Origin of the sequence: Streptomyces sp. NBC_00443, from assembly GCF_036014175.1 — a bacterium.
Classification (GTDB): domain Bacteria; phylum Actinomycetota; class Actinomycetes; order Streptomycetales; family Streptomycetaceae; genus Streptomyces.
In genome coordinates this window covers 2,048,620-2,070,919 of record NZ_CP107917.1, presented here as the reverse complement: position 1 = coordinate 2,070,919, position 22,300 = coordinate 2,048,620, and the positions used below count along the sequence as shown (strand labels likewise).

The window sequence follows — 22,300 nt, the reverse complement described above, 5'->3', positions numbered from 1 at the left end:
CAATGCGCCTGCTCAGGCGAGCAGTTCGACCGCCGACACCACCGCCTCCCCGTCGAACACGAGGCGGTACTTCCCGTACGTACCCGGTGACCCCACGGAGAACGCCCGTGTCTGCCGGTCCCAGGCGAAGGACTGCCCGGAGCGCTCGTCAAGAGTCCGCCATGTGCTGCCGTCGTTCGACCCCTGGAGCTTCCAGCCGGTCGGCGCCTCGGCCCGGTCGGACGGTGACGTCAGGGTGTACTGCACGGCCTTGGTGCGCTCGGACACCGGCAGCTCCAGCGAGGCGGCACTCGCCTGCGTCGCCGACGTGTTGTCGAACAGCGCACCGTCACCCTTCAGCACGTCCGTCCGCGGCGTCGGCACCTCGTCGTCCTTGGTGATCGACACCGGAGCGGCGTTCTTGCCGGTGCCCCAAGTGGAGGGCCGCGGGCCCATGTCGAACTCCAGGACGCCGCCCTTCGCGATCAGCGAGTGGGGGAGCGAAGTCGACTTCCACGGAACGCCGTTGACCTTCAGGCCCTGCACATACACATTGCGGGCGCTGTTCTTCGGCGCCTTGACGACCAGCTTGCGGCCGTTCTCCAGCTGGACCGTCGCCTTGGTGAACAGGGGCGACCCGATCGCGTACTCGCCACTGCCCATCACGAGCGGATAGAAGCCCAGCGCGGAGAAGAGGAACCAGGCCGACTGCTCGCCGTTGTCCTCGTCGCCGTGGTAGCCCTGCCCGATCTCGCTGCCGACGTACAGCCGGGACAGCACCTCGCGGACGTTCTTCTGCGCCTTCCAGGGCTGCCCGGCCGCGTTGTACATGTAGTTCGCGTGGTGGGCGACCTGGTTGGAGTGGCCGTACATGCCCATCCGGACGTCCCGCGCCTCCGTCATCTCGTGGATGACGCCGCCGTAGGAGCCGACGAAGTCGGGCGAGGCCGTCTCCGGGGTGGCGAAGTACTCGTCGAGCTTGTCCCCGAGGCCGCTACGACCGCCGTACAGGTTGGCCAGGCCCCGGCTGTCCTGCGGGGCGGTGAAGGCATAGCCCCACCCGTTGGTCTCCGTGTAGTCGTAACCCCACACGCGCGGGTCGTACTTGGAGGACTCGACGCGCCAGTCGCCCTTGTCGTCGCGCCCCTGGAAGAAGCCGGCCTTGGAGTCGAAGAGGTTGACGTAGTCCTGGGCACGGTTGAGGAAGTACGCGGACTCCTCCTTGTACCGCTTGTCGCCGGTCTTCTTGTAGAGCGCCTGGCCCATGCGGGCGATGCCGTAGTCGTTGAGGTAGCCCTCCAGCGCCCACGACAGGCCCTCGTGCGTCTCGGTGCTCGTGTAGCCGAGGAAGGGCGAGGTCGCCATGCCCTTGCGGCCCACGCCCGAGGACGGGGGCACGACCGTCGCGTTCTTCACGGCCGCGTCGTACGCCGACTTCGCGTCGAAGTCGACGCCCTTGACGTAGGCGTCCGCGAAGGCGACGTCCGAGGACGTACCGGTCATCAGGTCCGCATAGCCGGGGGAGGACCAGCGGGACGTCCAGCCGCCGTCCTTGTACTGCTGCACGAAGCCGTCGACCATCTCGCCCGCCTGGCTCGGCGTGAGGAGCGAGTACGCCGGCCAGGTGGTCCGGTAGGTGTCCCAGAAACCGTTGTTGACGTACACCTTGCCGTCCACGATCTTCGCGCCGGTGTGCGTCGGGGTGTCCGGGTTCGGCATCGGGGAGAACGGGGACGCGTACTGGTACTTCGAACCGACCTTCTCGAAGCCGGAGTTCGGGTACAGGTACAGCCGGTAGAGGCTGGAGTACAGCGTGGTCAGCTGGTCCTGCGTCGCGCCCTCCACCTCGACCTTGCCGAGCAGCTTGTCCCACTGGCGCTGGGCGCGCGACTTCACCGTCTCGAAGGAGGCGCCGTCGACCTCCTGGCGCAGATTGTCCTTCGCCTGGTCGATGCTGATCAGCGAGGTGGCGAGACGGAGCGTGACGGTCCGGTCGTCCCCGGCGTCGAAGCGCAGGTGGCCCTTCACTCCACTGGAGGAACCCTCGGTCACCGGCTTGTCGAACGTGCCGTACACGAACAGCCGGGTCGCACCCGTCGACAGCCCGGACTTCACGTCCGAGTAGCCCGTGACGATCCCGTTCTCCTTGTCGAGCGTGAGCCCCGCCTGGTCCGTCACGTTGTCGAAGAGGATGCTCGCGTCGTCGCCCGGGTAGGTGAAGCGCAGCACCGCCGCATGGTCGGTCGGCGCCATCTCCGCCTTGAGCCCGTTCTCGAACCGCACCCCGTAGTAGTACGGCCGCGCGGTCTCGTTCTCGTGCCGGAAGGCCAGCTCGCGCGCCTCGCGTCCCGTGTCCGGGGTGCCGGAGGCGGCCGACGGCATCACCTGGAACGTCTGCCGGTCACCCATCCAGGGGCTCGGCTCATGACTGGCGCTGAACGCCTGGATCGTCGGCAGGTTGTCGTCGTTGTTCGCACGTGCGTAGTCGTACAGCCAGCTCAGCGAGCCCGCGTTCGTCACCGGCGTCCAGAAGTTGAAGCCGTGCGGAACGGCGGTCGCCGGGAAGTTGTTGCCGCGCGAGAAGCCACCACTGGAGAGGGTGCCGCGGGTGGTGAGTGCGTAGTCCGACTTGTGGGCCTTGGGCTTCTCCGGCGCGACGGACTTCAACGAGATGTCGTCCAGCCAGCCCCGGAACTTCGCCGGGCCCTTGGGGGAGTCGTACGCCACGAGTATCCGGTCGACCGTCCGGCCCGCCGCGACCGACCCGATCCGCGAGGCGACGGCGTTCCACTGGTTGACGTACAGCACCTTGGCCGCGCCCTGGCCGCGCGGGGAGAGCGGGAAGCCGTGCTGGTCGGTGGCGCCGAGGTCGCTGAGGTAGGTGCCGTCGGTGAAGGCCAGGTCGACCGAGACGTTCGTGGCGTCGTAGTCGCGGTCGCCGTCCGCCATCGACGGGAAGACGCGGTACGACAGCCGGGTGTCGCGGCCGACGGCCACGTCCACGTCGTAGACCTTGTTGTACGAGTACGCCCGCCCGTCCGCCGTGTGCCGGCCGGCGTAGCGCAGCGCTCGCTTGCCGGTGAAGCCGGCGCCCGCCTTCGCGGTCGGGGAGCCGCTCGGGCCGCGGTCGACGAGGGAGAGCATGTCCTGCGGGACCGGGCCGTCGCTGCCGCCCGTGGAGAACTGGACGTCGGCGAGCTGGAGGACGTCGGAGGCGCCGTTGTTCTGGGTGATTTCCAGCCGGAAGTGCTGGTATTCGGCCGGTTCCGAGAGGTCGTACGTCTTTGTCTGGAACCGTTCGTCGAACGTCTCGCCGGAGCGGGTGTCGAGGGTCTTCCAGTCCTTGCCGTCCGTGGAGCCCTTGAGGGTCCAGTCCCGCGGGTCACGTTCGGCGTAGTCGTTGGCCGAGGTGAGCGCGTATTTCGCGATTTTCATCGGCTTGTCGAGGTCGAACTCCACCCACCCGGTGGATGCGAAGACCAGCCACTTGCTGCTCGACTCCCCGTCGGAGAGGTTCTCCTTGACCTCGCCGCCGCCGGTGTTCTCGCCGCTGGCCCGGACGTCCGTGACGTGGTCCGTCACATTGCCCGGAATGCCGCTGCTGTAGCCGCCGTCGACGCCCGAGGCGCGCTTGCCGCCGTCCGGGGCGGTGTCGACGGTATTGAGCCAGTCGGGTGCCGGATCGTCCGCCTCGAACGAGGAGGCGAAGCTCCGGTCGGCCGTCGCGGGGGCCTCGGGCAGGGCGACCGCCACACCCTGCGAGCCCACGGTCAAAGCAAAGGCGGTCGCCGACACGACCGCCGTACCCCATCTGTGCCGAGCTCTCTGCTGCATAAGCCGGTACCCTCCCTGCGCACGGGACAACGTTGTCAACTTCGCTGCGCAAGGATCAGTTGTGGCTCAAGTGCCGGGTATTGTCAAGGGTGTTGGGTGCGGCATACGGGGCCTATGTCGCGGATTATTCCGGGCAAGCTGCGCACAGGCCGCTCATATTTCTGCGAGGTCTCAACTCGGAAAAGACCATCGGCCAACCTTGCATTCGATCTTGCTCCGCTGGCGGAAAGTGGACTATACCTGTCGGCACTTCACATGATTCCGCACTTCCTGCACAACCCAGCGTGACCCGACCGCGGTGCCGGGGAGGATCCGGTTCACCGCCTGAGTCCTGGAGAAGGCGAGGACTTGAGCATGGGATCCACTTCCGCCGAGAACCCCGAGAACAACGGCTCCGCAAGTGTGGGGCGCCGTGATCTGATCAAGCGGTCCGCCGCCCTCGGTCTGATCTCCGTACCGACGATGAGTTTCCTCTCCGCGTGTGCCACCGGCGGGGGCGGCAGCGACGAGGAGAGCAAGGCCCCGGGCGGCGCGAAGTCCGCCACCAACCCCCTCGGGGTGAAGCAGGGCACCGCGCTGGAGGCGTTCATCTTCAAGGGCGGCCTTGGTGACCAGTACGCCAAGGACGCCGAGGCCGACTACAAGTCGAAGTACAAGGCCGAGGTCAAGCACACCGGCACCCAGCAGGTCGGCCCGAAGCTGACCCCGCGCTTCGCCGGCGGCAACCCGCCGGACGTCATCGACAACTCCGGCGCCGACCACCTGGACATGAACAAGCTGTCCACGCAGGGCCAGCTCCAGGACCTCAAGGCGCTGCTCGACGCGCCCTCGCTGGACGACGCGAGCAAGAAGATCTCGGACGTCATCCACCCGAGCACCATCGAGAAGGGCAAGCACGGCGAGACCTTCGACGTGCTCTACTACGCCTTCACCATCTACGGCACCTGGTACTCGCAGAAGGCCCTCGACGACAACGGCTGGGAGTACCCCAAGACCCTCGACGAGATGGTCAAGCTCTGCGGCGAGATCAAGAAGAAGGGCATCGCGCCCTGGACGTATGCCGGAAAGTATCCGTACTACGTCCACTTCAACCTGTTCGCGCAGATTGCGAAGATCGGTGGCATGGAGGGCTGGATCGCCATCGACAACCTGGAGCCGAACGCCTGGACCAGCAACGACGCGGTCAAGCAGGTCGTCGAGCACTACGAGGAGCTGGCCGCCAAGAAGTACTTCCTCCAGGGCAGCCAGGGTCTGACGCACATTCAGTCGCAGACGGCGTGGAACAAGGGCAAGGCCGTCTTCATCCCCAACGGCTCCTGGGTGGAGAACGAGGCCGCTCCGACCACGCCCAAGGACTTCGGGATGTCCGTCGGCGCCCTGTTCGACGGCTCCGCCGGCGACAAGCTGCCGAACGGCACCCTGCGCGCCGAGCCCAGCGAGCCGTACATTGTGTCCGCCAAGGGCAAGAATCCGGCCGGTGGCATGGAGCTGCTGCGCATCATGCTCTCCAAGAAGCACGCGCAGAACTTCGCCACCAAGGTCAAGTCGCTCACCTGTGTGGTCGACGCGACCGAGGGCATGACTCTCTCGCCGGGCCTGGCCTCGGCGAGCAAGGCGTTCAAGGGCGCCGGCGACAACATCATCAGCCTCCAGCTCCAGGAGTGGTACCCCTCGCTCACCGACGAGAAGATCGGCGGACTCACCGGGCAGCTGCTCACCGGTGAACTGAAGGCGGCCGACTGGATCAAGAAGACGCAGGAATACGCCGACGCCGTCCGCAAGGACGACTCGGTGAAGAAGTTCACGCGCGAGAAGTAAGAGTCCGGTCCGGCACAACGGCACTCGAAGGGGAAGGGGCCGGGAAGCTCCATGCAACACGGCAAATACCGATTCATCGTGGGCTTCCTGGCCCTGCCCGTCATCGTGTACGCGATCTTTGTGATCTCGCCGTTCGTCCAGGCGTTCCAGATCTCGCTGACCGACTGGTCGGGCCTGGTCGGCACGGCGAAGTTCGTCGGCATCGAGAACTTCGAAAAGCTCTGGCACAACGAGGACTTCTGGAACGCGCTGTGGCACAACGTCTACATGCTGATCGCGGTGCCGATCGTGACGCTGGGACTCGGCCTGTTCTTCGCCTTCATGCTGAATGTCGGCGGAAAGCGACGTAAGAACGAAGTCATCACCGGTGTCGCCGGATCGAAGTTCTACCGTTTCGTCTTCTTCTTCCCGCAGGTCATTTCCATCACCATCATCGCCGTCATCTGGTTCAACATCTACAACCCGGACCCGCAGGACGGCATGCTCAACTCCCTGCTGGGCGCGGTCGGACTGGACGGCTGGCAGAACGCCTGGCTGGGCGAGAAGAGCCTCGCCCTGCTGTGCATCATGGCGGTGATGATCTGGTCCCACGTCGGCTTCTACGTCGTGCTGTTCTCGGCGGCGATGGCGTCCATCCCCCGGGACATCTACGAGGCGGCGCTGCTCGACGGCGCGGGCCGCTTCCCCACCTTCTTCAGGATCACCCTGCCGCTGCTGTGGGACACCGTGCAGACCGGCTGGGTGTACATGGGCATCATCGCCCTGGACGGCTTCGCCCTGGTGCAGATCATGTCGGTCAACATGGGCGGCCCCGACGGAGCCACGGACGTCATGCCGCTGCGCCTGTATCTGACGGCGTTCCGCGACAGCCAGTTCGGCTACGCGTCCGCGATGGGCGTCGCGATGCTCATCGTCACCATGACGTTCGCAGTGCTCACCCTGCGCTTCGCGCGGCGTGAGCGGATCGAGTTCTAGGGGTACGGGGCGATGACGACCGACACGAACACCGGCACGGTCACCAAGACGGACGAGGCGGACCGCCCGAGCGTCACCGGGAAGCTCGGCGCGACCGACGGCCGCAGCTCCGAGGGCGGCATCCTGCACGTCTTCTCGCACGGCATGCTCGTCGTGTGGGCGCTGATGGTCGGCGTGCCGCTGCTGTGGGTGCTGTGGAGCTCCTTCAAGACGAGCAACGGCATCCTCTCGGACCCGTGGGGGCTGCCGACCTCGTTGCACTTCGAGAACTGGGCCAATGCCTGGAACAAGGCGAACATGGGCCAGTACTTCCTCAACACCGCCATCGTGGTGGGCGGTTCGGTGGTCGGCACCATGGTGCTGGGCTCGATGGCCGCCTATGTGCTGGCCCGCTTCACCTTCCCGGGCAACCGGTTCATCTACTTCATGTTCGTCGCCGGCATGTCCTTCCCGGTCTTCATGCTGGTCATCCCGCTGTTCTTCGTGCTGCGGGACTTCCCCGGGACCTCGCTGCTGGCGACGTACCACGGGCTGATCCTGGTCTACATCGCCTATTCGCTGCCGTTCACGGTCTTCTTCATGACCGCGTTCTTCCGCACCCTGCCGACCTCGGTCGCGGAGGCGGCGCTGATCGACGGGGCGTCGCACACGCGAACGTTCTTCCAGGTGATGCTGCCGATGGCCAAGCCGGGTCTGATCAGCATCGGCATCTTCAACTTCCTGGGGCAGTGGAACCAGTACCTGCTGCCGATGGTCCTCAACCAGAACGAGGACAAGTACGTGCTCACCCAGGGCCTGGCGATGATCGCCCTGCAGCAGGGCTACGAGAACGACTGGGGCGCCCTGATGGCCGGCATGATGATCGCGATGCTGCCGGTGCTGATCGTCTACTTCATCTTCCAACGACAGGTGCAGGCGGGCCTTACGGCCGGTGCGCTGAAGTAAACGCTCTCTGTTGGCCCCACCGTAAGCACCACGTCACCCCACGTAACACGTGAGCCGTCCCACACCGGGGCGGCTCACGCGCGCGTGTGCACATTCCCGGATCTGGTTCAACCTCTTGACGGGAGGCAACCCGAACGGCTCAGCTTAGAGTTCACTAGTTGGACACGGACGGGGCCTCATCGAAGCGGTCCCGCGCGCAGGAGGTCGTCGTGGAGACTCCGGGGTCGCAGTCGTCGCTGCACCGAGCCAACCTGGAGCGGGTCGTCCGGGCCGTCCGGCTTGCCGGATCGCTCACCCAGGCGGAGATCGCGAGGACCACGGGTCTGTCGGCGGCGACGGTCTCCAACATCGTCCGCGAGCTCAAGGACGGCGGCACGGTCGAGGTCACGCCCACCTCGGCGGGTGGCCGGCGGGCCCGCAGCGTCTCCCTGAGCGGTGACGCCGGGATCGTCATAGGGGTCGACTTCGGGCACACCCATTTGCGCGTCGCGGTCGGGAACCTAGCCCACCAGGTGCTGGCCGAGGAGGCCGAGCCGCTGGACGTCGACGCCTCCTCGACGCAGGGCTTCGACCGGGCCGAGGAGCTGGTCAACCGGCTGATCGCGGCGACCGGCGTCGACCGGTCCAAGATCGCCGGCGTGGGCGTCGGCGTGCCCGGCCCGATCGACGTCGAGTCCGGCACCCTCGGCTCGACCGCCATCCTGCCCGGCTGGACCGGCACCAAGCCCGCCGAGGAGCTGCGCGGCCGGCTCGGCGTACCCGTGCACGTGGACAACGACGCCAACCTGGGCGCCCTCGGCGAGCTGGTCTGGGGCAGCGGCCGGGGCGTACGGGACCTGGCGTACATCAAGGTCGCCAGCGGTGTCGGCGCCGGCCTAGTGATCAGCGGCAAGATCTACCGAGGCCCGGGCGGCACAGCGGGAGAAATCGGGCATATTACTCTGGATGAATCCGGCCCGGTCTGCCGCTGCGGAAACCGGGGCTGTCTGGAGACCTTCGCGGCCGCGCGCTATGTGCTCCCGCTGCTCCAGTCCAGCCACGGCACCGACCTCACCATGGAGGGCGTCGTGCGGCTGGCCAGGGACGGAGACCCGGGCTGCCGTCGCGTGATCGCCGACGTCGGCCGTCATATCGGCAGTGGAGTCGCGAATCTCTGCAATCTCCTGAACCCGAGCCGCGTGGTCCTCGGCGGTGATCTCGCCGAGGCCGGTGAGCTGGTTCTCGGGCCCATCCGGGAGTCTGTCGGCCGCTACGCCATTCCCAGCGCGGCGCGCCAACTGTCCGTTCTCCCCGGGGCACTTGGCGGTCGTGCGGAAGTGCTCGGAGCCCTCGCGCTCGCGCTCAGCGAGATGGGGGATTCAACCCTTTTGGACAGCACGCTGCACGCGGCCAGGCCTGCCTTCACTTAGAGAACGGATGGCACCGTTGCCAACCCGTTAAGGATTTACTTCTTGACGTCGCACGTGTGGCCGAGTTGACTTCCAGCCACCTCGGCCGCAACGTCGCGGCCTCGTCAGGGAGGTTTCTGAAGTGAACACGCGTATGCGTCGTGCCGCCGTTGCCATTGCCGCAGGTGCGATGGCCGTCTCGCTGGCTGCCTGTGGCAGCGCCGAGGAAGCCGGTGGCGACAACGACTCGACCGCCTCCGCCGCCAAGGGCAATGACATCAAGGTCGGTCTCCTGCTCCCGGAGAACCAGACCGCGCGCTACGAGAAGTTCGACCGGCCGCTGATCGAGGAGAAGATCAAGGAGCTGACGGACGGCAAGGCGAAGATCGACTACAACAACGCCAAGCAGGACGCCAACCTGCAGGCCCAGCAGGTCGACACCATGATCACCAACAAGGTGGACGTCCTCATCCTGGACGCCGTCGACGCCAAGGCGATCAAGAACTCCGTGCAGAAGGCCGTCGACGCCGGCATCAAGGTCGTCGCCTACGACCGTCTGGCCGAGGGCCCGATCAGCGCCTACACCTCGTTCGACAACGTGTCCGTCGGCAAGACCCAGGGCGAGGCCCTGCTGAAGGCGCTGGGTGACAAGGCGACCAAGGACTCCAAGGTCGTCATGATCAACGGGTCGGTCACCGACCCGAACGCCGCGCAGTTCAAGGAAGGCGCCCACTCCGCGCTCGACGGCAAGGTCACCATCGCCAAGGAGTACGACACCAAGGAGTGGAAGCCGGAGAACGCCAACTCCGAGATGGAGGCGGCGATCTCGGCGGTCGGCAAGAACAACATCGCCGGCGTCTACTCCGCCAACGACGGCATGGCCGGCGGTATCATCACCGCGCTCAAGGCCGCGGGCATCAGCGTCCCGGTCACCGGTCAGGACGCCGAGCTGGCCGCCGTGCAGCGCATCGTCACCGGCGAGCAGTACATGAGCGTCTACAAGCCGTACGCCCCCGAGGCCACCGCCGCCGCCGAGATGGCCGTCGCGCTCGCCCAGGGCAAGTCGCTCGACTCCATCGCCAAGGACAAGGTCGACAGCGGCAGCGAGAAGGGCATCCCGTCGGTGCTCGTCCCCGTCACCTCGCTGACGAAGGACAACATCAACGACACCGTCATCAAGGACGGCGTCTACACGGCCGACGAGATCTGCACCGGCAAGTACAAGGCCGCTTGCGACAAGGCCGGCGTCACCGGCTGAGCCGTATCGGCGAAAGCAGGCTCAGGCCCCTTTCCAGGTGCGGGAATTCACCCTTGAATTCCCGCACGGGGCATGGCTGATCCAGACTCCTCCGGCGCCCCGCGCATCATTCAGCCCCGCAAGCTCGGCGCGGGGCGCCGGACGGAACCCCGCGGGTATCCCCCGCCCACCCACCCTGTATCTCTCTGCACAACCCTTCCGCCGGGTCAGGCGGCGAAGGAGATGGTTCACGTGTCCGCTACGCCCGTGCTGGCGTTGCGCGGGGTCTCCAAGCGGTTCGGTGCCGTTCAGGCGCTCACCGACGTAGAGCTTGAGGTCCACGCCGGTGAAGTGGTCGCCCTGGTGGGCGACAACGGCGCCGGAAAGTCCACGCTGGTCAAGACGATCGCCGGCGTGCACCCCATCGATGAGGGCGTCATCGAGTGGGACGGCAAGGCCGTCTCGATCAACCGGCCGCACGACGCCCAGAGCCTGGGCATCGCGACGGTCTACCAGGACCTCGCGCTGTGCGACAACATCGACGTCGTCGGCAACCTGTACCTGGGCCGTGAGGTCCGCAAATGGGGCGTCCTCGACGAGGTCGAGATGGAGCGCCGCTCGCTGGAGCTGCTCCAGACGCTGTCGATCCGCATCCCCAGCGTGCGTATCCCGATCGCCTCGCTCTCCGGCGGTCAGCGCCAGACGGTGGCCATCGCGCGTTCCATGCTCGGCGAGCCCAAGCTGGTCATCCTCGACGAGCCCACCGCCGCCCTCGGCGTCGAGCAGACCGCCCAGGTCCTCGACCTGGTCGAGCGGCTGCGTGAGCGCGGGCACGCCGTGATCCTCATCAGCCACAACATGGCCGACGTCAAGGCCGTCGCGGACAAGGTCGCCGTGCTGCGACTCGGCCGCAACAACGGCGTCTTCGAGGTCAAGACGACCTCGCAGGAGGAGATCATCTCCGCCATCACCGGCGCCACCGAGAACGCCGTGACCCGCCGTGCGGCGCGCACGAACGGGGAGGCTTCCAAGTGAGCATCGACAAGACCTCCACGACGTCGCAGGACCACGAGGTCCTCAACACCGAGGCCGCCGCGGCCGCGGTGACCGCCGTCGACCCCCGCCTGCTCGTGCAGGAGCAGGGTCTGGCCGGCTACCTCACCGAGTTCCGGCGCAAGCTGAAGGCCGGTGAGCTGGGCTCCCTGCCGGTCATCCTCGGCCTGGTCGCCATCTGCGTGATCTTCCAGAGCCTGAACTCGGCCTTCCTGTCGGCGCAGAACATCAGCGACATCACCGTCACGATGGTCGGCACCGGCATGATCTCCGTCGGCATCGTCTTCGTGCTGCTGCTCGGCGAGATCGACCTCTCCGTCGGCTCGGTCAGCGGCGCGTCCAGCGCCATCGCCGCCGTCCTCGCGGTGAACCAGGGCTGGTCCGAGTGGGCGGCCGTGCTCATCGCCGTCGCGGCGGGTGCCGTCATCGGCGCGGCACACGGCTTCTTCTTCGCGGTGCTCGGCGCTCCCGCCTTCGCCGTCACGCTGGCCGGTCTGCTGTTCTGGCTCGGCTTCATGCTCCAGACGCTGGGCGAGAACGGCACGATCAACCTCGACAGCGACGGTCTGATCGGCAAGCTGACGACGTACTTCTTCACGGACGTGGCGGCCGCGTACGGCTTGGCGGCCGTGGTGACCGTGGTGTTCTTCATCACCTCGTTCCTCGGCAACCGCCGCCGTCAGTCCGCGGGCATCCCGTTCCGCCCGATGAGCGACACGATCCTGCGGACCGTGCTGCTGGGCGTCGTGTCCTTCGCCGCGGCGGTCATGTACAACCAGTACAAGGGCCTGCCGCTGGCCACGGTGATCTTCCTGGTGTTCCTGGTGGCGACGGACTTCCTGCTGCGGCGTACCTCGTACGGCCGCAAGGTCTTCGCGCTCGGTGGCAGCGTCGAGGCCTCGCGTCGTGCGGGTATCAACGTCACCATGGTGCGGATCACCGTGTTCGCGATCTCGGGCGGGTTCGCGGCGATCGGTGGCCTGTTCCTGGCCTCGAAGATCGCCTCCGCCAACCAGAGCGCCGGTACCGGCGACCTCCTGATGAACGCCATCGCGGCGGCCGTCATCGGTGGTACGTCCCTGTTCGGTGGACGTGGCCGCACTTGGAACGCGCTGCTCGGTGTGCTGGTGATCGTCTCGATCCAGTACGGCCTGCAGCTGGAGTCCATCGCCGAGCCGGTGAAGTACATGATCACCGCCGGTGTCCTGCTCACCACGGTCGTGATCGACTCGATCACCCGTAAGACGCAGAAGACCGCGGGTCGCGCATAGCACCCTCGCGCAAGGCCCTGTGCCCGGCACCAATGGCGGTGCCGGGCACAGTCATGTCGTAGGAACGGCACAAATTGGGTACAGCCGATCGCGTGACCCACGACGGGTGGGCCGGGAACCTTCCGCCTGAGCGGAACATTAGACTCGACAAGCCCGGCAACAGCTCTACTGCAAGGAGGCACGGGTGCCGCTGCTGACCCGCATCACGGGACCGCGCGATCTGGACCGGCTCAGCCCTGAGCAGCTGGACCAGCTGGCCGAGGAGATCCGGACCTTCCTCGTCGAGGCGGTTTCCAAGACCGGCGGCCACCTCGGCCCCAACCTCGGTGTGGTGGAGCTGACCATCGCCCTGCACCGGGTCTTCGACTCGCCCAAGGACAAGGTGCTCTGGGACACCGGCCACCAGTCCTACGTCCACAAGCTGCTCACCGGCCGTCAGGACTTCAGCCGGCTGAAGATGAAGGGCGGCCTGTCCGGCTACCCCTCGCAGGCCGAGTCCGAGCACGACGTCATCGAGAACAGTCACGCGTCCACGGTCCTCGGCTGGGCCGACGGCCTCGCCAAAGCCAACCAGCTGCGCAAACGCGACGACCATGTCGTCGCCGTCATCGGCGACGGCGCGCTGACCGGCGGCATGGCCTGGGAGGCGCTGAACAACATCGCCGAGGCCAAGGACCGCCCGCTCGTCATCGTCGTCAACGACAACGAGCGGTCGTACGCGCCCACCATCGGCGGCCTCGCCAACCACCTCGCGACGCTGCGGACGACGGACGGGTACGAGCGTTTCCTCACCCGGACCAAGGAGATCCTCGACCGCACCCCGGTCGTCGGCAGGCCCCTCTACGAGACCCTGCACGGGGCCAAGAAGGGCCTCAAGGACTTTATCGCGCCGCAGGGCATGTTCGAGGACCTCGGCCTGAAGTACGTCGGCCCGATCGACGGCCACGACATCGAGGCGCTGGAGTCGGCCCTCGCGCGCGCCAAGCGCTTCGGCGGCCCGGTCATCGTGCACTGCCTCACCGAGAAGGGCCGCGGCTACCAGCCCGCCCTCCAGGACGAGGCCGACCGCTTCCACGGCATCGGTCCCATCCACCCCGACACCGGCCTGCCCGTCAAGGCCTCCGGCGCCGACTGGACGTCGGTCTTCGGCGACGAGATGGTCGAACTCGGCAAGGAGCGCGAGGACATCGTCGCCATCACGGCCGCGATGCTGCAGCCCGTCGGCCTGAAGAAGTTCGCGGACGCCTTCCCGGACCGCATCTACGACGTCGGCATCGCCGAGCAGCACGGCGCCGTGTCCGCGGCGGGCCTGGCCACGGGCGGCGTCCATCCCGTCTTCGCCGTCTACGCCACCTTCCTCAACCGCGCCTTCGACCAGGTCCTGATGGACGTCGCGCTGCACAAGTGCGGGGTCACCTTCGTGCTCGACCGGGCCGGCGTGACCGGCACCGACGGCGCCTCCCACAACGGCATGTGGGACATGTCGATCCTTCAGGTCGTGCCCGGGCTGCGGCTCGCCGCCCCGCGCGACGCCGACCAGGTGCGCGCACAGCTGCGCGAGGCCGTCCAGGTCAAGGACGCGCCGACCGTGGTCCGTTTCTCCAAGGGCGCCGTCGGCCCCGCCGTCCCCGCCGTCGGCCGCGTCGGCGGCATGGACGTGCTGCGCGAGCCCGGCACCGACACCCCCGACGTGCTGCTCGTCTCCGTCGGCGCCCTCGCGCCGATGTGCCTCGAGATCGCCGGCCTGCTCGACAAGCAGGGCATCACCACCACAGTCGTCGACCCGCGCTGGGTCAAGCCCGTCGACGAGGCCATGGCCCCGCTCGCCGAGCGGCACCGCGTGGTCGTCACCGTCGAGGACAACTCCCGTGTCGGCGGCGTCGGCTCGGCCGTCGCGCAGGCCCTGCGCGACGCGGGCGTCGACGTCCCGCTGCGTGACTTCGGCATCCCGCCGCGCTTCCTCGACCACGCCTCTCGCGCCGAGGTCATGACCGAGATCGGCCTCACCGCGCCCGACATCGCCCGCCAGGTCACCGGGCTGGTCTCCAAGCTGGACGGCCGGTTCGACCGCACGGCGGCCGACGTCGACGCGGTGGAGCCCGCCCGGGACTGACAACACCGGTACGGCCGGATGGGCCGGTTCCGCCACTCGTGTCGGTGGCGGAACCGGCCCATCTGTGTGAATCCCCACGCGCCGGGGCAGGCGTACCACGCCCCCTCTCGATCATGTCGAGGACGACAAGTGTGGGAGGTACGACCGTGAGCAGCACACTCTTCCGGACGAAGAGAGTAGAGCAGTCCATCCTCGATACCGAGGAGCCAGAGCACGCGCTCAAGAAGTCCTTGTCCGCGCTGGATCTGACCGTCTTCGGCGTCGGTGTCATCATCGGCACCGGCATCTTCGTCCTCACCGGCACCGTCGCCAAGGACAACGCCGGGCCCGCCGTGGCTCTGGCGTTCGTCGTGTCCGGCGTCGTCTGCGCGCTGGCCGCGCTCTGCTATGCCGAGTTCGCGTCCACGCTCCCGGTCGCCGGGTCGGCGTACACGTTCTCGTACGCCTCCCTCGGTGAACTGCCCGCCTGGATCATCGGCTGGGACCTGGTCCTGGAGTTCGCGCTCGGGACGGCGGTGGTGGCCGTCGGCTGGTCCGGCTACATCCAGTCGCTCATGGACAACGCGGGCTGGACGATGCCCGACGTCCTCGGCAGCCGGGAGGGCGCCGACGCCTTCGGCTTCGACATCCTCGCCGCCGCGCTCGTCCTCGTCCTCACCTTCATCCTCGTCCTCGGCATGAAGCTGTCCGCGCGGATCACTTCCCTGGTCGTCGCCATCAAGCTGACCGTCGTCCTGACCGTGATCATCGCCGGCGCGTTCCTGATCGACGCCGACAACTACGACCCGTTCATCCCGAAGACCCAGACGGTGGACGCCGCCAGCAATCTCGACGCCCCGCTGATTCAGCTCATGTTCGGCTGGGCCCCGTCCAACTTCGGCGTGATGGGCATCTTCACCGCCGCGTCCGTCGTGTTCTTCGCGTTCATCGGCTTCGACGTCGTGGCCACGGCGGCCGAGGAGACCAAGAACCCGCAGCGCGACATGCCACGCGGCATCATCGGCTCACTCGTGATCTGCACCACGCTGTACGTCCTCGTGTCGATCGTCGTCACGGGCATGCAGCACTACAGCCGGCTGTCCGTGGACGCCCCGCTCGCCGACGCGTTCAAGGACACCGGGCATCCCTGGTTCGCGGGCTTCATCAGCTTCGGCGCCGCGGTCGGCCTGACGACGGTCTGCATGATCCTGCTCCTGGGCCAGACCCGTGTCTTCTTCGCGATGAGCCGGGACGGACTGCTGCCCCGCTTCTTCTCGCACGTCCACCCCCGGTTCAAGACGCCGCACCGGCCGACGATCCTGCTCGGCGTGATCATCGCGGTCCTGGCCGGCTTCACCCCGCTGACCGAACTCGCCGCCCTGGTGAACATCGGCACGCTGTTCGCCTTCGTGGTCGTGGCGATCGGCGTGATCATCCTCCGCAAGACCCGCCCCGACCTGCACCGGTCCTTCCGCACCCCGTGGGTGCCGTTCCTCCCGATCCTGTCGGTGTTCGCCTCGCTGTGGCTGATGATCAACCTGCCTGCCGAGACATGGGTCCGGTTCGCCATCTGGATGGCCATCGGCTCCGTCGTGTACTTCCTCTACGGCCGCTCCCACAGCCGCCTCGGACGGCACGAGGAGACGACCGTGGCCGAGGTGGAGAAGGGGCAGCCCGGGGACACCGCATAGGCGGAACCGACGGCTGCAAGGGCCGCGTACGGCAGCCGGCTACGGCCGGACCGTGCGCGGCCCTGCCACGTCCGCCCCCAACTCGGACACCCGCCGCCGCAGTTCCCGATCCGCGGTCACCACGAGGCAGGGCCGTCCGTCCGCCCGCGCGACCAGCTCGACCATGTGGTCGTCGCCGCTCCCGGCAGCGGACTCCACCCGCACCCCCGGCACGCTCTCCACACCCCGAGCGGCCCCCTCGACCACGAGCACGATCTCCACGGGCTCCGCGCGCCCGGGCACCCCGTCCGCCGCCAGCCGGTCCCGCAGCCGCTCCGCGGCCCCCCGCCGGTCCCGCCACCACCCGTCGGGCACCGACCCGACGACGTTCGCGGCGTCGACGATCACGAGCAGTGGCACGTCGTCGGGCAGGGGGACGTCTTCAGCCGGAGGGACGTCGTCAGTCGGGGGGACGTCGTCAGTCATGGGGCAAGGGTCGCACGGCTCACTCCGGGGCCTTGTCGTCCTCGAAGTCCTCGGCGAAGCTGGCGAAGTAGGCCGCCGCCATGTCCTCGTCCCCGTGCCCCTGTGCATCGGCCCGCTCGAACCGCTCCGCGCTCGCCGCGGCCACATCCAGGCGTACGCCGTGCCGCTCGCCCGCCGCCACGATGAGCCGCGCGTCCTTCGCCGCCGTGGCCACCGCGAACTGGGCCGGGGTCAGCCCCCCGTTCAGCACCAGGCCGGCCTTGGCCCGCAGATACCCCATGTCGAGCGGACCCCCGTCGATCACCTCGAAGAACCGCTGCGGATCCACATCGAGGGCCTTGGACAGCGCCAGCACCTCACTGGCCGCGTTCGTCACCGCGAGCACCCAGCTGTTGGCGACCAGCTTCAGCCGTGTCGCAGTGCCGGCCGCGCCGTCCTCGCCGGTCCACACCGTACGGGCGCCGACGGCGTCGAACACCGGCGTCACCGTCTCGCGCCCCTTGACGGGCCCAGCCGCCAGCACGGTGAGCTGACCGGCCTCGGCCGGCTGGCGGGTGCCGAGCACCGGGGCGTCGTAGAAGACCAGGCCGTGGTCGCGGGCGAAGGCGGCGAGGTCGGCGACCCCTTCGAGGCCGGCGGTCGTCGACTGCACCCAGACGGCACCGGAGCGCAGTGCGGGCGCCGCGTCCCGCATGACGTCCAGCGTCGCGGGACCGTCGTACAGCATGGTCAGGACGACGTCGGCGCCCCGGACCGCCTCGGCGGGGGTGTCGGTGACGAGGGCCCCGTCGGCGGCCAGCGGCTCGGCCTTGGTGCGGGTGCGGTTCCAGACGCGGACGGTGTGCCCCGCCCTGACCAGGTTGCGGGCCATCGCGGCGCCCATGATTCCGGTGCCCAGGACGCTCACGGTCAGCTTGTCGGTCATGACGTCGACTTCCTGTTCTTGTGCGGACGTTGCTGTGATCCAGCTTGCCCGGGGCCGGGGCACGCCGTCCGCACGCCCCCGAATAGAGTGAACCGGTGAACGGCGACTGGCTCATCCGCGGCCGCGACGGCCGCCTCAGTGTCTATCTGCCGACCGACGACGCCGTCCTGTGCCGGGCGGAACTCGGACCCGGCGGCCCCTGGGAACCCCCGCGTCCGCTCGGCGGCGAGCAGAAGCTGCGCCCCGGCCCCGCGGTCGGCCAGGGCGCCGACTGCTACGCCCATCTGGCCGCCTGGCGGCCCACCAAGCCGGGCGAGGCGGGCCTCGTGCACTCCACGCACTTCCGCCCGCGTCTCGCCGCGCTGGACTGGATCCCCATCGGCCACCCGAACCGGACCGGCGACCGCACCGGCATGCCCGCCGTCACGGTCGATGCGCAGGGGCGCTGCCATGTCTTCGTCCGCAACAAGGCGGGCGGGGTGAGCATGCTCGGCCAGAAGGCGGTGGGCGGCTGGGGCCCGTGGCGTGACCTCAAGGGACGTGAGGTCGACGAGCGGCTGGCCGCCGTGACGGGGGAGTCCGGGCTCGTCGAGCTGTACGCGGCCGTCCCCGGGGCCATCCTGCACTGGCGGCAGGAGAGCCCGGGCGCCGTCCCGGTCCTGGAGGAGGCGATGGAGACCCCGGTACGCCCGGGCACGCTCCGCGCCCTCGCGACCTCCGCCGAGCACACCACGCTCTTCTACGCGGACGACTCCGGCGACCTGTGCGCCTGGCGCCCCGGCACCAAGCCGGTCACCTTGCTGGCGTCCGCCGGTCCCGGCCCGGTCTCCGTGATCCGCTGCGAACTCGACGGCCACGACTGCACGTTGCTCGCCCAGCGCTCGGCGAGCGGGCGCGTCGCCTTCGCCGCGTATCCGACGGAGCACGAGTCGGCGGGGGCGTGGTGGACGGAGTCGGGACCGCAGCTCGCTGCGGACGCGGTGGTGGCGCTGGCGCTGGACGAGGATGAGCGGGTGGTGGCCGCGACGATGTCGCCCTCGACCGGGCAACTGCTGATCACCCGGCGCAAGGAGGAGCCCGGGCTGGCGCTGGAGGCATGGCGAGACATCTGACTCCCCGGGAGGCCTGACGCCCACTCACGCGAGAGGGCCCCACCCACACGAACAGCCCCTCCACCCACGCGAAAGGGCCCCTGCCGGAGCAGGGGCCCTTTCTGGCGTACGAGTCGGGTTACGCCGGAACCGACGCCACGCCCGGTGCCAGGAACTTCTTGCCGTTCACGCGCTCGGAGACACCCTCGCGGTCCAGGTACGGCGTGATGCCGCCCAGGTGGAAGGGCCAGCCGGCGCCCGTGATCAGGCAGAGGTCGATGTCCTGGGCCTCGGCGACGACGCCCTCGTCGAGCATGAGCCCGATCTCCTGGGCGACGGCATCGAGGACGCGCTCACGGACCTGCTCCTCGGTGAGGACGGAGTCGCCCTGCTTCAGCAGTGCGGCGACCTCCGGGTCCAGCTCCGGCTTCCCGCTGTCGTACACGTAGAAGCCGCGCTTGCCCGCCTTGACGACGGCCGCGAGGTTCGGGGAGACCGTGAAGCGGTCGGGGAAGGCCCGGTTGAGGGTCTCGGATACGTGCAGACCGATCGCGGGACCGACCAGCTCCAGCAGCACGAGCGGGGACATCGGCAGCCCGAGCGGCTCGATGGCCTTCTCGGCGACCTCGACCGGGGTGCCCTCGTCGATGACGTTCTGGATCTCGCCCATGAAGCGGGTGAGGATGCGGTTCACGACGAACGCCGGGGCGTCCTTCGTCAGGACCGCGGTCTTCTTCAGCTTCTTGGCGACGGCGAAGGCCGTGGCCAGGGAGGCGTCGTCGGTCTTCTCGCCGCGGACGATCTCCAGCAGCGGCAGAACCGCGACCGGGTTGAAGAAGTGGAAGCCGACGACCCGCTCGGGGTTCTTCAGCTTCGACGCCATCTCGGAGACCGACAGGGAGGAGGTGTTGGTGGCGAAGATCGCGTGCGCCGGGGCGACCGCCTCGACCTCCGCGAACACCTGCTGCTTGACGCCGATCTCCTCGAACACGGCCTCAATGATGAAGTCCGCGTCCGCGAAGCCCTCGGCCTTGTCCAGCACACCGGTGACCAGGGCCTTGAGGCGGTTGGCCTTGTCCTGGTTGATACGGCCCTTGCCGAGCAGCTTCTCGATCTCGGCGTGGACGTAGCCCACACCCTTGTCGACGCGCTCCTGGTCGATGTCGGTCAGCACGACCGGCACCTCCAGGCGGCGCAGGAAGAGCAGGGCGAGCTGCGAGGCCATCAGACCGGCGCCGACGACGCCGACCTTGGTGACCGGGCGGGCCAGGTTCTTGTCCGGGGCGCCGGCCGGGCGCTTGCCGCGCTTCTGCACCAGGTTGAAGGCGTAGATGCCGGCGCGCAGTTCGCCACCCATGATCAGGTCGGCGAGCGCCTTGTCCTCGGCGTCGTAGCCCTGCTGGAGGTCGCCGTTCTTGGCGTCGGCGATGATGTCGAGGGCGCGGTAGGCGGCCGGAGCGGCCCCGTGCACCTTGGAGTCCGCGATGAAACGGCCCTTGGCGACGGCCTGGTCCCAGGCCTCACCGCGGTCGATCACCGGGCGCTCGACCTCGACGTCGCCCTTCAGCACCTGGGCGGTCCAGATCAGCGACTGCTCCAGGAAGTCGGCGCCCTCGAAGATGGCGTCGGCGATGCCCAGGTCGAAGACCTGCTGGCCCTTGAGCTGCTTGTTCTGGTTGAGGCTGTTCTCGATGATCACCGAGACGGCCTTGTCGGCACCGATCAGGTTCGGCAGGATCGTGCAGCCGCCCCAGCCGGGAACCAGGCCGAGGAAGACCTCGGGGAGCGAGAAGGCCGGGAGCGCCTTGGAGACGGTCCGGTACTTGCAGTGCAGACCGACCTCGACGCCACCGCCCATCGCGGCGCCGTTGTAGTAAGCGAAGGTCGGGACCGCGATACCGGCGAGGCGCTTGAACACCTCGTGGCCGCCCTTGCCGATGGCGAGCGCGTCCTTGTGCTCCTTGAGGAGCTCGACGCCCTTGAGGTCGGCGCCGACGGCGAAGATGAACGGCTTGCCGGTGATGCCGACGCCGACGATGTCGCCGGCCGCCGCCTCCGCCTCGACCTGGTCGATGGCGGTGTCCAGGTTCGCCAGCGACTGCGGGCCGAAGGTGGTCGGCTTGGTGTGGTCGAAGCCGTTGTCCAGCGTGATGAGCGCGAAACGCCCGGCGCCGAACGGCAGGTCGAGGTGTCGTACGTGCGCGGACGTCACGACCTCGTCGGGGAACAGCTCGGCCGCACCCTTCAAAAGCTCAGCGGTGGTGCTCACTTGCTGCCTCCGTCGAAGTTCGGGTTCTCCCAGATGACCGTCGCGCCCATGCCGAAGCCGACGCACATGGTCGTCAGGCCGTAGCGGACCTCCGGCTGCTCCTCGAACTGGCGGGCCAGCTGCGTCATCAGGCGGACGCCGGAGGAGGCGAGCGGGTGGCCGTAGGCGATGGCGCCGCCGTACTGGTTGACGCGCGCGTCGTCGTCGGCGATGCCGTAGTGCTCGAGGAAGGCCAGGACCTGGACGGCGAAGGCCTCGTTGATCTCGAACAGACCGATGTCGGAGATGCTGAGCCCGGCCTGGGCGAGGGCCTTCTCCGTGGCCGGGATCGGTCCGTAGCCCATGACCTCCGGCTCCACACCCGCGAAGGAGTAGGAGACCAGGCGCATCTTCACCGGGAGGTTGTTCTCGCGGGCGAAGTCCTCGGACGCGATGAGCGAGGCGGTGGCACCGTCGTTGAGACCGGCGGCGTTGCCCGCGGTCACGCGGCCGTGGACGCGGAACGGCGTCTTGAGACCGGTCAGGTTCTCCATCGTCGTGCCCGGGCGCATCGGCTCGTCGGCGGTGACCAGGCCCCAGCCCGTCTCACCGGCCTCGGCGTTGGTCCGGCGCACGGAGATCGGCACCAGGTCCTGCTGGATCTTGCCGTTGGCGTACGCCTTGGCGGCCTTCTCCTGCGAGCGCACGGCGTACTCGTCGGCGCGCTGCTTGGTGATCGTCGGGTACCTGTCGTGCAGGTTCTCGGCGGTCATACCCATGAAGAGGGCGGACTCGTCGACCAGCTTCTCGCTCACGAACCGCGGGTTCGGGTCCACGCCCTCACCCATGGGGTGACGGCCCATGTGCTCGACACCACCGGCGATGGCGATGTCGTACGCACCGAAGGCGACCGAACCGGCGACCGAGGTGACGGCGGTCAGGGCGCCGGCGCACATCCGGTCGATGGAGTAGCCGGGCACCGACTGCGGGAGGCCCGCGAGGATGCCGGCCGTGCGGCCGATGGTGAGGCCCTGGTCACCGATCTGCGTGGTCGCGGCGATGGCGACCTCGTCGATCTCCTTCGGGTCGAGACCGGGGTTGCGGCGCAGCAGCTCCCGGATCGCCTTCACGACTAGGTCGTCGGCGCGGGTCTCGTGGTAGATGCCCTTCGGGCCCGCCTTGCCGAACGGGGTGCGGACGCCGTCGACGAAGACGACGTCCCTGACGGTACGAGGCACGATGGCTCTCCTCCAGAGGTGCGGGATCTGCACTGCTGCGCTGCGCAAGC

General features: G+C 68.3%; 15 protein-coding genes. 10 read left to right on the top strand and 5 right to left on the bottom strand.

Annotated features, from left to right (window positions below):
• Positions 1-12 precede the first annotated feature (12 nt).
• Positions 13-3,813, bottom strand: coding sequence for a GH92 family glycosyl hydrolase (locus OHO27_RS09305; RefSeq protein WP_328422134.1), 3,801 nt, complete (start codon positions 3,811-3,813; stop codon positions 13-15).
• A 354-nt stretch (positions 3,814-4,167) separates the two neighbouring features.
• On the opposite strand from OHO27_RS09305, the gene ngcE reads away from it, so the two are divergent.
• The 9 genes from ngcE (at position 4,168) to OHO27_RS09260 (ending at position 16,283) form a co-directional block, all read left to right on the top strand.
• Positions 4,168-5,631, top strand: a complete 1,464-nt coding sequence (gene ngcE / locus OHO27_RS09300) for an N-acetylglucosamine/diacetylchitobiose ABC transporter substrate-binding protein (RefSeq protein WP_328422132.1) — start codon at positions 4,168-4,170, stop codon at positions 5,629-5,631.
• 51 nt (positions 5,632-5,682) lie between these two features.
• Entirely contained in the window at positions 5,683-6,606 is a 924-nt protein-coding gene (locus OHO27_RS09295) for a carbohydrate ABC transporter permease (RefSeq protein WP_328422130.1), read from the top strand.
• 12 nt (positions 6,607-6,618) lie between these two features.
• Positions 6,619-7,551, top strand: coding sequence for a carbohydrate ABC transporter permease (locus OHO27_RS09290; protein WP_328422129.1), 933 nt, complete (start codon positions 6,619-6,621; stop codon positions 7,549-7,551).
• A gap of 209 nt (positions 7,552-7,760) precedes the next feature.
• On the top strand, positions 7,761-8,960 hold the full coding sequence (locus tag OHO27_RS09285) for an ROK family transcriptional regulator (RefSeq protein WP_328430392.1): 1,200 nt from the start codon (positions 7,761-7,763) through the stop codon (positions 8,958-8,960).
• Between the two features lie 133 nt (positions 8,961-9,093).
• Entirely contained in the window at positions 9,094-10,197 is a 1,104-nt protein-coding gene (locus tag OHO27_RS09280; protein ID WP_328430391.1) for a substrate-binding domain-containing protein, read from the top strand.
• A 222-nt stretch (positions 10,198-10,419) separates the two neighbouring features.
• Positions 10,420-11,211 carry an ATP-binding cassette domain-containing protein gene (locus OHO27_RS09275; RefSeq protein WP_328422128.1) on the top strand — a complete coding sequence of 264 codons (792 nt, stop codon included), beginning with the start codon at positions 10,420-10,422 and terminating at the stop codon, positions 11,209-11,211.
• Entirely contained in the window at positions 11,208-12,500 is a 1,293-nt protein-coding gene (locus OHO27_RS09270; RefSeq protein WP_328422127.1) for a sugar ABC transporter permease, read from the top strand. Before OHO27_RS09275 ends, OHO27_RS09270 begins: the two co-directional genes overlap by 4 nt.
• A gap of 184 nt (positions 12,501-12,684) precedes the next feature.
• Positions 12,685-14,613: a 1-deoxy-D-xylulose-5-phosphate synthase gene (dxs, locus tag OHO27_RS09265; RefSeq protein WP_328422126.1), complete on the top strand. Its 1,929-nt coding sequence runs from the start codon at positions 12,685-12,687 to the stop codon at positions 14,611-14,613.
• Positions 14,614-14,759: 146 nt separating this feature from the next.
• Positions 14,760-16,283, top strand: coding sequence for an amino acid permease (locus tag OHO27_RS09260; RefSeq protein ID WP_328422124.1), 1,524 nt, complete (start codon positions 14,760-14,762; stop codon positions 16,281-16,283).
• 39 nt (positions 16,284-16,322) lie between these two features.
• Here the strand turns inward: OHO27_RS09260 and OHO27_RS09255 are convergent, their stop codons facing one another.
• Together OHO27_RS09255 and OHO27_RS09250 are read right to left on the bottom strand one after the other, a co-directional pair.
• Positions 16,323-16,694: an NTP pyrophosphohydrolase gene (locus OHO27_RS09255; protein WP_328430390.1), complete on the bottom strand. Its 372-nt coding sequence runs from the start codon at positions 16,692-16,694 to the stop codon at positions 16,323-16,325.
• Positions 16,695-16,767: 73 nt separating this feature from the next.
• Positions 16,768-17,673 carry an NAD(P)-dependent oxidoreductase gene (locus OHO27_RS09250; RefSeq protein ID WP_328422122.1) on the bottom strand — a complete coding sequence of 302 codons (906 nt, stop codon included), beginning with the start codon at positions 17,671-17,673 and terminating at the stop codon, positions 16,768-16,770.
• A gap of 95 nt (positions 17,674-17,768) precedes the next feature.
• On the opposite strand from OHO27_RS09250, the gene OHO27_RS09245 reads away from it, so the two are divergent.
• On the top strand, positions 17,769-18,785 hold the full coding sequence (locus OHO27_RS09245) for a hypothetical protein (RefSeq protein WP_328422120.1): 1,017 nt from the start codon (positions 17,769-17,771) through the stop codon (positions 18,783-18,785).
• 118 nt (positions 18,786-18,903) lie between these two features.
• Here the strand turns inward: OHO27_RS09245 and OHO27_RS09240 are convergent, their stop codons facing one another.
• Both OHO27_RS09240 and OHO27_RS09235 read right to left on the bottom strand, forming a co-directional pair.
• Positions 18,904-21,033: a 3-hydroxyacyl-CoA dehydrogenase NAD-binding domain-containing protein gene (locus OHO27_RS09240; RefSeq protein WP_328422118.1), complete on the bottom strand. Its 2,130-nt coding sequence runs from the start codon at positions 21,031-21,033 to the stop codon at positions 18,904-18,906.
• Positions 21,030-22,250 (bottom strand): thiolase family protein, encoded by a 1,221-nt coding sequence (locus OHO27_RS09235; RefSeq protein ID WP_328422116.1) that lies wholly within the window; start codon positions 22,248-22,250, stop codon positions 21,030-21,032. Before OHO27_RS09235 ends, OHO27_RS09240 begins: the two co-directional genes overlap by 4 nt.
• Positions 22,251-22,300: the final 50 nt, after the last annotated feature.

Excerpts from the sequence above, each read along its gene's own strand:
- OHO27_RS09305 (WP_328422134.1), bottom strand. The coding sequence starts at position 3,813 with ATGCAGCAGAGAGCTCGGCACAGATGGGGTACGGCGGTCGTGTCGGCG.
- ngcE (WP_328422132.1), top strand. The coding sequence starts at position 4,168 with ATGGGATCCACTTCCGCCGAGAACCCCGAGAACAACGGCTCCGCAAGT.
- OHO27_RS09295 (WP_328422130.1), top strand. The coding sequence starts at position 5,683 with ATGCAACACGGCAAATACCGATTCATCGTGGGCTTCCTGGCCCTGCCC.
- OHO27_RS09290 (WP_328422129.1), top strand. The coding sequence starts at position 6,619 with ATGACGACCGACACGAACACCGGCACGGTCACCAAGACGGACGAGGCG.
- OHO27_RS09280 (WP_328430391.1), top strand. The coding sequence starts at position 9,094 with ATGCGTCGTGCCGCCGTTGCCATTGCCGCAGGTGCGATGGCCGTCTCG.
- OHO27_RS09275 (WP_328422128.1), top strand. The coding sequence starts at position 10,420 with ATGGTTCACGTGTCCGCTACGCCCGTGCTGGCGTTGCGCGGGGTCTCC.
- OHO27_RS09250 (WP_328422122.1), bottom strand. The coding sequence starts at position 17,673 with ATGACCGACAAGCTGACCGTGAGCGTCCTGGGCACCGGAATCATGGGC.